Source organism: Paenibacillus sp. FSL H8-0332 (genome assembly GCF_037963835.1).
Taxonomy (GTDB): domain Bacteria; phylum Bacillota; class Bacilli; order Paenibacillales; family Paenibacillaceae; genus Paenibacillus_AQ; species Paenibacillus_AQ rhizoplanae.
This window is the reverse complement of the sequence record NZ_CP150145.1, coordinates 2,388,883-2,402,939: the sequence shown is the minus strand read 5'-3', so window position 1 is coordinate 2,402,939 and position 14,057 is coordinate 2,388,883. Positions and strand designations below refer to the sequence as shown.

At 54.5% G+C, this 14,057-nt stretch carries 9 protein-coding genes; 2 read left to right on the top strand and 7 right to left on the bottom strand.

The genetic code is table 11. The annotated features are described in order from the left end of the window. Nucleotides 1-66: 66 nt before the first annotated feature. The 3 genes from NST43_RS10240 to NST43_RS10230 form a co-directional block, all read right to left on the bottom strand. Nucleotides 67-1,809, bottom strand: coding sequence for a sensor histidine kinase (locus NST43_RS10240; RefSeq protein WP_339224203.1), 1,743 nt, complete (start codon nucleotides 1,807-1,809; stop codon nucleotides 67-69). Between the two features lie 19 nt (nucleotides 1,810-1,828). Next, the gene (locus tag NST43_RS10235; RefSeq protein ID WP_339224201.1) at nucleotides 1,829-3,430 is read right to left on the bottom strand and encodes a response regulator transcription factor; all 1,602 of its coding nucleotides are present in this window, start codon (nucleotides 3,428-3,430) and stop codon (nucleotides 1,829-1,831) included. A 78-nt stretch (nucleotides 3,431-3,508) separates the two neighbouring features. Beyond that, nucleotides 3,509-5,254, bottom strand: coding sequence for a family 43 glycosylhydrolase (locus tag NST43_RS10230; protein ID WP_339224199.1), 1,746 nt, complete (start codon nucleotides 5,252-5,254; stop codon nucleotides 3,509-3,511). Between the two features lie 240 nt (nucleotides 5,255-5,494). On the opposite strand from NST43_RS10230, the gene NST43_RS10225 reads away from it, so the two are divergent. Continuing rightward, complete coding sequence (locus NST43_RS10225; protein WP_339224197.1) at nucleotides 5,495-6,268, top strand: AraC family transcriptional regulator; 774 nt, start codon at nucleotides 5,495-5,497, stop codon at nucleotides 6,266-6,268. Nucleotides 6,269-7,000: 732 nt separating this feature from the next. On the opposite strand, the gene NST43_RS10220 is transcribed toward NST43_RS10225, so the two are convergent. Further along, nucleotides 7,001-8,983 (bottom strand): glycoside hydrolase family 31 protein, encoded by a 1,983-nt coding sequence (locus tag NST43_RS10220; protein ID WP_339224196.1) that lies wholly within the window; start codon nucleotides 8,981-8,983, stop codon nucleotides 7,001-7,003. A gap of 125 nt (nucleotides 8,984-9,108) precedes the next feature. On the opposite strand from NST43_RS10220, the gene NST43_RS10215 reads away from it, so the two are divergent. Next, the gene (locus NST43_RS10215; protein WP_339224195.1) at nucleotides 9,109-9,999 is read left to right on the top strand and encodes an AraC family transcriptional regulator; all 891 of its coding nucleotides are present in this window, start codon (nucleotides 9,109-9,111) and stop codon (nucleotides 9,997-9,999) included. On the opposite strand, the gene NST43_RS10210 is transcribed toward NST43_RS10215, so the two are convergent. The 3 genes from NST43_RS10210 to NST43_RS10200 are packed head-to-tail and all read right to left on the bottom strand — an operon-like array spanning nucleotide 9,996 to nucleotide 14,025. Continuing rightward, nucleotides 9,996-11,507, bottom strand: coding sequence for a glycoside hydrolase 43 family protein (locus NST43_RS10210; protein ID WP_339224194.1), 1,512 nt, complete (start codon nucleotides 11,505-11,507; stop codon nucleotides 9,996-9,998). The genes NST43_RS10215 and NST43_RS10210 overlap by 4 nt on opposite strands. Nucleotides 11,508-11,525: 18 nt before the next feature. Next, complete coding sequence (locus NST43_RS10205) at nucleotides 11,526-12,959, bottom strand: glycoside hydrolase family 43 protein (protein WP_339224192.1); 1,434 nt, start codon at nucleotides 12,957-12,959, stop codon at nucleotides 11,526-11,528. A gap of 46 nt (nucleotides 12,960-13,005) precedes the next feature. Continuing rightward, the gene (locus NST43_RS10200; RefSeq protein WP_339224190.1) at nucleotides 13,006-14,025 is read right to left on the bottom strand and encodes an endo-1,4-beta-xylanase; all 1,020 of its coding nucleotides are present in this window, start codon (nucleotides 14,023-14,025) and stop codon (nucleotides 13,006-13,008) included. Nucleotides 14,026-14,057: the final 32 nt, after the last annotated feature.

Below are 14,057 nucleotides of genomic sequence, written 5' to 3'. Positions count from 1 at the left end.
CTCCTTTAGTATAAAAGCGTTTTCATTCCTCCGTTACCCGTGAAATTATGGCTTCTCCTTTGAAAACTATGGATTAACTGGAATTCTCAGCTCAATCCGTGTCCCTTCCCCCGGTCTGCTGTCCACCTGGAAGATTGCGCGCCTGCCATATAGCATGGTTACTCTGTAGATAACATTCTGTATTCCGATACGCTCGCCGATAATCCCTTCCATGTCGAGGTATCCGTACAGAGTGTCAACCTGCTCACTGCTCATGCCAATCCCGTTGTCCGCCACTTGGAAGACCACCTCATCCCCCTCCATGCTGATGCGGATCTCAATGCTTCCGCCTTTTTTGAGCGGCTCGATGCCATGAATACTGGCGTTCTCCACGAAGGGCAGAAACACCATTTTGGGGACAACGCAGGCGTAGGCCTCAGGCTGCACATCGATATGATAGCTCAGCTTATCCTCGAACCGGTATTTCTGGATATCCAGAAAACAGAGAATGAAGCCCAGCTCCTCCTCCACGCTCACCCACTCCTTATTCCAGGTCAGCGAGCTGCGCAGGATCATCGCCATGCTCTGGATGATTTTGGCCGTCTCGTTCTCCTGCTTCAGCAGGCTCCGCATCCGAATCGTCTCCAGCGCATTGAACAGGAAGTGCGGGTTAATCTGGCTCTGCAGAGCATTAAGCTGCGCCTTCCGCCGCTCCAGCTCCAGCGACTTCTTCTGAATCTCCGTTAGATACACATCGTTAATCAGGGCCTTAATCTGCATAATCATACTGTTGAACTCCAGGGTCAGCTGGCCAATCTCATCGCGAGATTCCCCGTGCATGATCGTCTGGAACTGCTGCGTCTTCACTTTTTTCATATGCTTCAGAATCTCAATAATCCGGAGGTTGATCGAACGGGTAATGATCAGAATAATAACGGTGGGGACAATCATCATTAGACAGGCCGACCAGAGGATGAAATAGCGGGATTTCAGCACCTCCTTGATGATCTCCTTCTCATTCACTGTGCCGACAATCCGCCAGCCGGACAGATAGCTGATACTGCCGTATTCCTTCTCGAAATTAATGATATGCTCCTGTTTCAGGGAGGCATACAGCTGCCGGTCCTTCCCCTGCCAGTCTATGGCCCGGTTAGTCGTATATTCAATCCGGCCCTCCGGCCCCAGCAGATACACATCCCCCTGTACGTTCAGATTGGCGAAGACCTCCATCAGATCAATCGTCTTAAAATCAATCTTCACCAGCTTCTCCTTGACCATCCGGTCCGCGAAATAATCCATCCGCCGCAGCAGCGAGAACGACTGGAACCGGCCGCCTGCATCCTGGGTGCGGACGAACATCGGCTGGGAGGAGGCCTCCTGCATCCACTCTTTATACCAGATACTCTCCCGGACCTCCCCGGACAGGATCCCGATATTCCCAGAATTCAGCAGCGTGGGGTTATCCACATAGATGGTTTTGTTTTGCAGCGAGGAAGAGAACGGGGAATAGTTGTTCAGGGTGGACCTGAGATAGAGGTCGTAAGCCTCGACATAGTCTTCGGTCTGTGTGAAGTTACGGTCCAGCACCTCATTGGTCTTGTAATCCGCATAGAAAAAAGAGGACAAGCCCACGGCCTGATCCACCACCAGCCGGAACTCATTCTTAATCTGTTCCACCGCCAGATCGATGTCCTTGATCCGCTGTGCCTTCACATTTCCGGTAATCGTGTTGTAGAAGATCACATTCGTGAGAATAATCGGAGCGATGACCCCGAGGAAATAGACGAGGAACATTTTATTCCTGAGCCGGATATTATTCAGCAGCTTCATGCAGCGCCCCCTCCTGGCATTAACGGTTGCCCGTCCGGTTTCTATATTCTGTAGGCGTTCTCTGCTCCAGCTTCTCGAACTGGGTGACGAAATAATCGGCGTTCTTGAATCCGACCTGCTCGGCGATTTCATAGATCCGCAGATCCGTCTGCCGCAGCAGCTTCTTGGCCTCAGTGACACGCAGCTGGAGCAGATAATCATTGAAGTACATGCCGTAATTCTTCTTGAACACCTGGCCTAGATAGGCTGAATTCATATAGAACTGGCCCGCGATCTGCTTCAGGTTCAGGTTCTCATGGAAGTTCCGGTCCACATAGCACTTGATCCGGTACAATCCGCTGCTGCCGTAGTTCTGGTACAGCTCTTGAATCCGCTTCGCCGCCTCCAGTGCAAAGGCTTCGAACAAGGCCCTCAGCTCCGCCAGGGTGATGTTATGATCCGGCCAGTTCATCATCGGGACAAGGCTCTCCAGCTGCTTCTCATCCCCTTCCATGCTCCGTATGGTATGCAGCACACTATGGACGCATTGAATGGCAACAGCCTTTATCGCCTCCCGGGAGACCAGCTTCTCCTGAAATTCTGTGAACAGCTTGCCGATCGCGTCCATCATCTCCGCCTGCTTATTCTCCTCAATCGCTTCAATCAGCGCCTGAAACACCTCACTGCTTGCATGAATATAGTTCAGGGACAGACCGGCAATATCAGAGGACAGCAGAATCGGCTGGGCAGGACGGACATATTTGTACTCCACAGTCTCCTTGGCCGAGGTATACGAATGCTTCAGGTCCTGAAGTGTGGTTACCGGCCTGCCCGCATACGCCTGAACCTGCAAGGGATAATGCTGGTAGAGCTTACTTAGACAGTCCGCCACGAAGCTGCGCAGCTCCCCTGAATGCTTCGCCAGATAATGCTCAGGCACAATGAAGCCGAAGAACCTCCGGTGCTCATAGATAATAGGCGCCTCTGCTGTGAGCTGCTGCACCGCCTGCCGGATCGCCTCCTTCAGCTCCGCCTTCCCGGGCATGGCCTGCCCGCTCCAAGGGAACACATTGTTCACCTCCAGCAGCACATAGGTGAACCGGCGGGCTCCCGCCTCTATCCATTGCTGCTCCCAGGCATCAAGCGCCCCCTCCGCCGCTTCTCCCCGGATCAAGGCCTCCACCCGCTTCTCTCCCTCATGAATGCTCAGCCGGTCCTGAAGCTGCTTGCGCGCAGTGAATTTATCGCGGAACTTATGAAGCGCTTTCACGATTTCATGCTCATTAATCGGCTTCAGCACATAGTCCAGCACGCCATACCGGACCGCCTGCTGGGCATACCGGAAATCGTTATATCCGCTGATAATGATAAATTCCGTTCCAAGCTGCTCCTCCGTCACCGCCTCAATCAGCCCGATGCCATCCAGGACCGGCATGCGGATATCGGTGATCACCAGCTGCGGCCGCTTGGCCCGGATCAGCTCCAGCGCATCCTCCCCGTTGTCCGCCTCATCCACAATCTGGAACCCGCTGCCCGCCCAGTCAATCATTCCGATCAGGCCCTTGCGGACAAACAGCTCATCATCGACAATAATGATCCCGTACACTTCGGCATCCACTCCTCCGGTAAGATCGTGAAACAAAGGGAATCCCCGGCCTAAGTAAACGGTCAAGGATTCCCTGATGATAAGGAATATTATAGAGTTAGGCGGGCCAGGCGTCTAGCCTACGATGACTTCCATGGATACCTGCTTCAGGCCCGGATTCAGGTCCTTCTCTTCCGTGAGATCCAGAACCGGGGCACCGTCAATGTCAAAATGCACGCGGCGCAGGCCGGAGCTTCGCGGTCCCTCGATTCCCGGTCTGGCATGGTAGGCGTTCCAGATCACCCCGTCCTCGTCCGTCACATAGGAATTATGGCCCGGCCCGTATTCTCCCGGCACGCTTCTGGAGGTCAGCAGCGGATAATTGCCCTTGGTCCAGCTCTGGATATCCAGCAAATCTGCCCCCTTGTCTGCGGTCAGCAGACCGACCACATAAGTAGCATCCACCGCTGCGCTGGCAAAGGTCACGTACAGCTTATCCTCTGAATAGAGGGCAAACGGGCCTTCATCCACGAACGTATGGTTATTGGCCCAGCCGTAATCCGGGCGGGTCAGCAGCACCGGATCACTGGTCAGCTTCCAAGGCTCCTGCGGGTCAATCGTAGCGATATAGACCCAGGCTCCCAGATCCACCGGCAGAAATTGGCGCTCCGACCATGCCGCATAGAGTTTGCCGTTCCAGCGGATGACGGTCATATCCAGCGAGATTGTTTTGCCTGCTTCGCACAGATAGCTGCCGTCCTTCTTCACTACCCGGCGGGGCCTGGACCAGTCCGCAGCATTCATGGGATTCCCGCCCGAATTCAGCTTCATCACATGTGATTCCTCTTGGAAGAACTCGCCGGGTGTTGCGGCATGGAAAATATACAGCTCGTCTTCAATGATATGGAGTTCCGGCGCCCACAGCAGGCCGCCAATCTCTTCATACGTGGAGGAATCGAGGATCAGGGCTTCCTCGGCTGTCACCAGCCCGGGAATCGTATCGGCTTCCCTTATATACAACGTATGCTCCTTATCCGCATCATTAGTGGCAATGAAATAATATTTTCCCTTCCACTCTGCAATGCAAGGGTCCGCACGATTAAGTGCAACCGGGAATGGAAAGTGATCCTGATGGATCTTCCCGGAGATGCTGTAGGTTCCGGCCTTGTCCCATCTGATGGCATCCGTGTTCCAATGGACTCTTTTGGCAGCCTGCGTTCCGTCACTGTATAAGGCTGTTGCCCGCACCGCCTTCACATCCTCCACCGATGCCGCATTCATACGGTCCGGTACTACGACAGCAATGTTCTCCGGTACCGTAAGCTTGCAGAAGAGTCTGCGGGCTATCTCAGCGGAGACAGAGATCCTATTACGCGGCTGGATTCCCTCGATCTCAGCCTGCACCGCTTCCAGCGTGAACGGCTCCGCTTCCACCGGTTCCGAGACATTCGTAAGGCTCATGATGTCGGTAGTGAAATTCTCATAGCCCTGCCCCTGACCGTCTATCCATTGGATAAGGTAACCGTTCCGCTCCGGGTCATAGGTGCAGGAGACATCGCTTACATGAGTGTCTGCCTTAAGCTCCAGCAGTCCAATCTCACTGTATTGCAGCAGATCGGCAGAGGAGAACAGCAGCACCTTCCCCTTGCTTTGTTCATCTACTTCCCCGTCAGCCTCGGTGCGCACGGCGATGACGCCGAAATTTCCGTCAGCCAAGTAGAAGAGATACGGCTTCTTCAAGCTTTTGGCCCGGAGCGTCCCATCCTCATTCTGTGTCGCCTTGGCGAACAGGACACCCGAGTTATGATTCAATGCCTGATACTGGCCCCTCTCCGTCTTGTAAGCCAGGTGCATACTATAAGCCAGCTTCGATGCATACACGATATCCTCCTGCGGCAGTCTTGTATAGCAAAGGATATCTTTCCGATCCTCGTTTTGTTGTGGTATCATGGATTCATAACCTTCCTTCCTATTGATAATTACTAATAACAATAATCACGCACTGTTCAGTTAACCTTCGAATTCACTCTTATATCCACTACAAATTATAGAGATTCACCGAAATTCTAACAATGATATTTACTGACCATTAATTGATCTATCCGCAGAAAGGAGAAGCCCATGCCCACAATTCACTACGTGGAATACGATGCCGCACATCCGGCCAATTTCGTCTACAGTATCCCCGAAGGACTGGACGCCTGGCTTCTTGTTCTGACCCAGACCCCGGCGGTGTTTGAAGTGGACGGTGAATTGAAGGAATATCCCGCTCACTCTGTTGCCTTGTATCCTCCAGGGCACAACATCTATTACCGCGCCTGCTCCCGGAGGTATGTCAACGACTGGGTCCGTTTCGATGCGGATGAATCGTATATCACCGAAAGCGTCCTGCCGCTGGGCAGCCCGTTCTCCCTGCCCGACCCCGGATACTGCCATCAGCTGTTCCAGCTGCTGACGCTGGAGAACTCGTTCCAGAACGATTACCGGGAGCTGTCCATTGATTACCTGTTCCGTCTCTTGTTCAACAAGCTGTCCGAAGCGTCCCAGGACAAGCTGACGCCGCAGTATTATAATCTGCTGGAGCTGCGCAAGACGTTGTACAGCAATCCCGGCCACCCTTGGACCGTATCCTCGATGGCCGGATATCTGCACATCAGCACCGGCTACCTTCAGACCATCTACAAATCCGCCTTCGGCATCTCCTGCATGGAGGATGTCATTCAATGCCGGATTCGGCTGGCCAAGGAGAAGCTGGGCTTCGGCCAGCACAAAATCGCCGAGATCGCCGCTCTCTGCGGCTATGCCAATGTCGAGCATTTCTGCCGCCAGTTCCGCCAGCTGACCGGCTTCTCCCCCCGCGCCTACCGGGAGCGGCTGGCTTCCAAGCAACATTAATAATTATATAAATTGAACTTATGGTTTTTATGTTTTGGGATTGCCGTGACTCCAGAGAAGTTTTGGACTTCCGGCCGCTGCCCTTCTGCAAATTTCTTGATTTATCCCATTTTAACGGTTGAAATCCGCAGACTGCTGATGCTTATGCTGATGCTTACGAGGGTAGCTTTCCTGCGGAAAGCTATCAGGCGGTCGCTACCGCTCCTCCAGTTCCAAAATTCCCCTCCGCCACTTTTCTCTTAACTTAAGTTTTTAGTTCAATCTATATAGTTGGAAAAACGTATCTTAATTGTGATCATTCGCAGCATCTGAAGGAAATAGTTGGATAAACGTCATTTAAATTCACGGGTTTCCTCCACTTTGACTGTTCCGTAGAAGATTAAGTGCTGTTTTTCCATCTGCTCTCTGGCTATCGCTCCTACGTTCCTTTATAAGTGGAGGATTTCCAACTAATCCTAGTTAGAGGCATGGTAAAACCCTTGCCAAGGCTATATAGGACTTCTTTAGCCGTTATGGCACTCTACTTCGCGCTAAGCACCTTCAGACCAGCTCAATGTAATCGGTTTTTTGATTACATTCCGCTCTCACGCCCCACGCCGCCCAACGTGTTCGGTTTTTCGCTTACATTCAGTTCACATAGCAGAGCAGCGATCCTCCACTATCAGGAGAATCGCTGCTCTGTTTAACTTATACAGTTGTGAGCAATCAGGAGTATAGCCATATTCAATAGCCTTACCCCTCAGCCCCGCCAAGCACCGGCAGCACGGCACCGTCCCGCACAAACAGCGGAATCTGCGTAAGCGGTGCGTCGACCATAATAGTCTGTCCGCCGGCATAGGCTGTGCCGGTATAGACATGGGTCCACTCTGAGCCGGACGGCAGGTACACCTTGCGCGCCCGTTCACCCTCGGCCAGCACCGGGGCGACCAACAGGTCGGGACCGAACATATACTGGTCCTCGATATCCCAGGCCGCCGGGTCCTGAGGGAAATCATAGAACAATGGACGCATAGGCGGCGTGCCCTTCTCATGTGCAGCCTCCATCAGCCCGCGGATATACGGCTTCAGCCGCTCCCGCATCTGCATGAACTCCTTGAAGATGGTATACGCCTCTTCGCCGTAGCTCCACACCTCATTATCCGAGCCGCTTCCGCATACGCCCCCACCCTGCGTTCCGGTGGGCTGAACAAAAGGTGAACGGTCCCCATGCAGCCTGAACACCGGAGAGAACGCGCCATACTGGAACCAGCGGACCATCAGCTCCCGGAAGGAGGCATCTGCCGGATTGCCGCCGTGGAAGCCGCCGATATCGGTGGTCCACCATGGAATCCCGGCCACGGCCATATTCAGCCCGGCCCGCACCTGAATGCTGAGCACCTTGAAGCTGGAGTGAATGTCTCCAGACCATACAAGCGCCCCGTAGCGCTGGCTGCCCGCCCAGGCGGTACGGACCAGATTGATAATATTCTCCTGGCCTTCAGCGGCCATGCCGTCATAGAAGGTCTGGCTGTATTTCATCGGATAGATATTGCCGATCTGCTTACTGGAGCCTATATGATAACGGTAGATATCATGGTCATAGACCGTCAGCTCCGGCTCCGCCTCATCGAGCCAGAAGACCTTGATTCCTTTGTCATAATAATTCTGCTTAATCAGTCCCCACAGGAACTTACGGGCCTCCGGATTCGTCGCATCGAAGATCGCATTCTGGCCGAGGAACTGGAATTGCGTCCGCACCCCGCGGTCCGAGCGCAGCAGATACCCTTTTTCCAGCATCTCCTTATAATTCTCGCTCTCCGTCTGGACAGTCGGCCAGACCGAGACCATCAGCTCAATGCCCAGCTCCTGCAGCTCCTGCACCATCGCCTCGGGATCGGGCCAATATTCCGGGTCAAACCGCCAGTCGCCCTGATTCGTCCAGTGGAAGAAATCAATGACGATGACGTCGATCGGCAGCCCCCGCCGTTTATGCTCCCTTGCCACCTCCAGCAATTCCTCCTGCGTACGGTAGCGGAGCTTGCATTGCCAGAACCCCATGCCATAATCCGGCATCATCGGCACGGTTCCCGTAGCCTTGGCATAAGCCTCCTCGATCTCGGCAGGCGAGTCACCGGCGGTGATCCAATAATCCAGCTGCTTGGTTGACGGGGCTGTCCATTCGGTCACATTCAGACTGAAATGCGCTTGTCCGATCGCCGGATTATGCCACAGGAACCCGTAACCGGCGCTGGACAGCACGAACGGAATACTGATCTGGCTGTTGCGGTGGGTCAGCTCCAGCGAGCAGCCCTTCAGATTCAGGAAGGAGTGCTGATACTGGCCCATGCCGTATAGCTTCTCTTGCGGGTCCGCTTCCAGCCGGAGCTTCACGGAGAAGTCACTGCTGCCGGGGATGGCGCTTAGCTCTCTGCCCCCGTATTTTAACTGATAGGTATCCTCCGTCTCGTTAAGGAGCAGCTTGCCATGCTGGTTATAAAAGAAGATCTGCCCCTTGTCCGTCATTTCCGCCCGGATATTCCCGTTCACGATCGTCGCGCGTTCTGGGGTAATCGATATATGACTCAGCGTCTGCACAGCTGGCAGAAGCGCCCACTGTTCATCGGTAATCTCCGCATAGGAAGCCCGGACACGCAGCGAATGCTCTCCCCAAGGCTCTATCCAGACTCTCTCATGGTCATATTCTCTGATTAGTCTGCCATTCTCTTCACGAAACATAGCGCGATCCCTCCAACAGTTCTATAATAAGGTTGCAACCACATTATAAAGAGTGCAAAGCCGCTATACTATACATAAAAGTACGCATCTATCATACGATATTACGATTGTGTGGAGGGAATAAGATGAGTGGAGCGTTCGAGGACAAGCCTTATCCATGGAAAAAAGAGCACACGGAAATTCCCGAGGGCCTGTTTCCCATCAATGTATTTCATATCTGCTTTCCGGACCGCAGTATTATTCCGCCTCATTGGCATGACCATCTCGAATGGATTCTCGTTACCAAGGGCCGCTTCCGCGTCCAGGTCGGCCCCCACTCCAGAGAGCTGGTGCAGGGCGAGCTTGCCTTCGTCAGCCGTCCGCAGATTCATGCGGCCTACCCGACAGAGGATGGCAGTGAGCTATATGCGGTTGTCTACAACGAAGCGCTGCTGAACGGCATACGCGACCTGACTGAGCTTCAGCATATCCGGCCGCTGCTCTCCGGTGAGATCAGACTGCCCGCTTTCTATGGGACGGATCAGCCGGTTACCCGCCAGATCAGAGGATGCATTGAACAGATTATCTACAGCTACCAGAGCAAGAGCCCCGGGTACGAATTATGTATCAAAGGAGGCCTGTTCTCTTCCCTGGGTCTAGCTTATCCCTTGGCAGAGTTCACAGCACCGCCTTCCAAAAAATACCGGCAGGAGACGGGCATCCAGCCCCTGCTGATTCACCTTAGCAACCATTTCCATAAACCGCTGACTGTGGAGGAGGCCGCACGGATCTGCTGTGTGACCCCCAACTACTTTTGTCATCTGTTCAAAAAGAACACAGGCAAGACCTTAATCGAATATGTGAATATGCTGCGCGTGCATGAGGCCAGCCGCCTGCTCCAGCTTCGCCGGTATTCGATTCAGGAGGTTGCCTTCAGAGTCGGATTCACGGGCCTGACGTATTTCGGCAGAATATTCAAACAGCACACATCGATGACACCCAGCGAATATGCTTCCCATTTCCAGACCCGGGCTTAATCCTCTCTGTGATAACGGAAATATTCGAAATCGGCATAGCCGCCGGGCTGGCGGGTCGCATAATTGAACAAGCCAATCCGGTAGCCCATGAAATGATTCAGTGAATATTTCATATGCAGCGTCTGCCCGATGGGGTGCCAGACCTCCCCGCGTCCTGAATAGAAGAACCGGGCCTCGTCCACGCCATCCTTGAAGTTGAACTCAATTCTGAAGCAGATGTGCCCACCTGTGAACGGGATACTCTCCACCACTTCAACGCCATCGTCACTGCGGACACACATATTCACGGTGAACTGTCCCTGCTCTCCCGCTACAGCCTCAACCGTGCCGTACTCGTACTGGAGAGCAACCATGCCGGCCCGGTCCCCTTCGTTCATGCCGCCCAGATACAGCAGCGTCTCGGCACTACAGGCCGGACCCTCCGTCCGCTGGGTCAGCGTATTACGGGCCAGCAGAACATCGTCTGTGATCCGGCCTGTACGCAGCCGCAGACAGCCCGTCCGCTCGGTAACCGACCATAGCCCGTTATCGGGATTATGGTTCCACTGCCACTGGAGCGCCAGCCGGTTCTCCGTATACTCGAACTCATCGCTGATCACAAGCGGCTTCGATTCCCCGGCGGGAAGCCTCGTCTCGAAGGTCAGCGGGGCCTTGCCGCCTTCCCCGATCACCGGCCACCTGTCCTCCCAGCTCACGGGGAACACGCAGGGAATGCGTCCGACCGCCCCGTGATCCTGGAATAACACGGCATACCAGTCGCCGTCCGGCGTGTCCACAAGCCCACCTTGCGCTACACCGTTATTCTGGTAGCCCAGATGATCATCCAGAATAACCCTGCGCTCATAAGGGCCCGTCAGCTCCCGGGACCGGTAGCATAGCTGGCGTCTGCGCATGTTCCCGTCCCCCGGCCATTCAATGAAGAACAGGTAGTAATAGCCGTCCCGCTTATGGGCATGACAGCCTTCCATCCGCAGCATAATGCCCTGCCGCTCACCTTCCAGCAGCAGCTGATCCGTCACGCCGGGCTTCACCGCCGTCAGGTCCGCTGTCAGCTCCCGGATGCGGATATCTCCGTTCCCGTAGATCACATAATTGCGCCCGTCCTCATCCAGCAGCAGCGCCGGATCATGATACAGCCCCGGAATGACTGAACGCTCCCAAGGCCCGTGCTCAATATCCCGGGTCTGGTAGATATAGAACTGATCCATATCATTAGAGGAAAAACATACATAATAGGTTCCATTCTTGTAACGCAGCGAAGCTGCCCAAGAGCCCCGGCCGTAGATACCCTTGCCATCCTCCAGCCGGTGGGCCTTGTTATCCTCGAAGGTATCATAGACGTAACCCGCAAGCTCCCAATCCTTCAGATTCACCGATTTCATAATCGGGCAGCCCGGCATGGAGTGCATGCTGGTGCTGACCATATAGAACACAGGGCCGACCCGGATCACATCCACATCCGGGACATCTGCCCATATTACTGGATTCGAAATTCTGGCTGTATTCAATGTTCTGCCCCCTTGAAGTTAGTGCTCTTGCGCAGTGAACTGCCAAGCGGCCAGCTTGAACAGGCTCTTATCGCTCTCTCCTGTGAATACCAGATAGAGGTTGTGTACTCCCTCTGCTCCCTGGACCGCAGTCTTCAGCTCCAGCCATTCCTGCGAGCCGTCCGCCGCCGGAACCGTCAGTCTGCCGATAACCGGACCCGCCGGCTCATCCAGATGCAGTTCCAGCATGCCGCCCGCTTCCAGGCTCAGGACCGAGACTTGGATCGACTCAGCTCCGCTGCCGAAGTCTACCCCGGAAAGTCCGATCCAGCCGCCGTGCGCAATATCCGTTACGATCTGCTCTGCACCTGCCGCCCCGGCTTCCGTCTTCAACCCGGCACTCCAGCCCATCGTTGCCGCCGGAATACGATCATACGGGTTCAATGCGGCAAGCTGCTGCACACCTTCGTAATCCGCATGGATCTCGGGAATGGACCCGTCCTCATGATGAGTCAGGCGGTTAAGATGTGTGGAGCGGTAACCGTTCGCAATCCCTTGGGCCTTGGACAAGGTCTGGGCGTGATAAGCAATATACCAGCTGTCATGGAACTGGAAGACCGCATGATGGTTATTCCCGGACACGCCGAAGAAATGTCCCGGATTCTTCAGGATCGTGCGGTGATACGTCCACGGCCCCATAGGATGATCACTGGTCATATAGGCGATTTCTCCCGCAGGAGGGCTGCCCTCCGGCCGTTCTCCGTCATAGAAGTTCGAGCAGTAGGTATAATAGTAGACTCCGTTCCACTTATGAATTCCGGCATCCTCGAACATGAACGGAGCCGGAATTACTTTCGCGGTGCCCACCACACTGGTCATATCCTCACCCAGCGGCATCACGCGCGCTGTGCCCGGCTCGGCGAACTGTCCTTCCGGGACACCGCCTCCGAAGTAGATATAGCCCTTGCCGTCATCATCGACCAGCACCGCCGGATCGAACAGCCAGGTCACATCCTCTACCCCCGGTGTGGAGCGCAGAATCAGTGCCTCCCCGATCGGGTCCACCCATGGCCCTACCGGACTGTCACTCGACAGAACGCCGATGCCGCTGGCATTATTGGCGAAGTAGAGGAAGAACTTGTCCTGACCGTCAATCACGGTATGAAGTGCTGCCGGTGCCCAGGACTGGGTTGCCCACTTCGCTGCACCCTCCGGTCCAGCTACGGCTATTGGACCATGATCGGTCCAGTTCACCAGGTCAGCAGACGAGATTACGGTAATCGTGTTGATGCTGCTGTAAGAGTTCTCCTTCACCACACCGTTCTCATCATACTCCAGTGCATCATTGGTCATGTACAGATAGACTCTGTCCCCGAATACCAGGGCATAAGGATCGGCTCCGTATCGGTGTGCCACCAGCGGATTGCCGCTTGGCGGAACCTTGCCGGTAGCCTGCTTCAGTTGCGTTGTCATTTGATTCCCTCCAGATATAGTAAGGTGTCCAGCATAAGATGAATAATTAGGATTGCGGTGCGGCCAGCTCGGCCAGCCGGGTGAATGAAGCCTTCGGCTGCTTCTGCTCATCGAACAGGAACGGCCAGTTCTTGCGTCCGCGGACCGGGAAGCCGTCCAGCCAGGTATAATCATCGGCCACACCCCAGAAGGTCACCGAATCAATAGAATCTTTGAATTCCAGCAGAAGGGCGAAGATCTCGGCATAACGCTCCTCCTGGAGCTTCAGCATTTCAGCTGTTGGCGCTTTCAAATCCGTGCGTTTGTCGTCATGACGGAACACGGAGAGATCCAGTTCGGTAATGTGAATCTTCAGCCCGAGCGATGCATACAGCTTAAGCGCATTGCGGATTTCCTCAATGGAAGGGCCGTAGATATTCCAATGTCCCTGCATTCCAATCCCGTGAATCGGCGTATTCTGATCGAGCAGGCTGCGGACCAGCTTGTGGATTTTGACGCTTTTGACAGGATCGGTCTCATTATAGTCGTTGTAGAACAGAAGCGCGTCAGGGTCCGCCTGATGTGCCATTTCAAAGGCCTGGCGGAGATAATCCTCGCCGATGATCTCAAGCCACTGCGTATCCCGCAGGTACTGGTCTGTTTTGTCCTCAATCGCTTCATTCACTACATCCCAGGCATACGCCCGTCCCCGGTAACGGCCCACTACTGTGTTAATGTGGGTCTGCAAGCGGGCAAGCAATTGCTCTCTGCTGCAGGTTCCGCCCTCCGCATCCCGGAACATCCAGTCTCCGGTCTGGTTATGCCACAGAAGCGTATGCCCCCGCACGCCAATCCCGTGTGCCTCAGCGTATTCGAAGATACCGTCCGCAGCCTCGAAGGTGAACTCCCCTTCCTCCGGCTGAACCAGAGCCGGCTTCATCTCATTCTCGGCGGTGATGCTGTTGTAATGCTTGGCAATGAAAGGACCCTGGGCCGCTATAATGCCAGTACTGACGGCAGCCCCTATTTTAAAGGCCTCCCGGAACATTTCATGTAATGCTGGAATTTCGCTGCTGGCTTGCTTCATTTTTTGCTAACCTCCTGTATTTGACAACATTT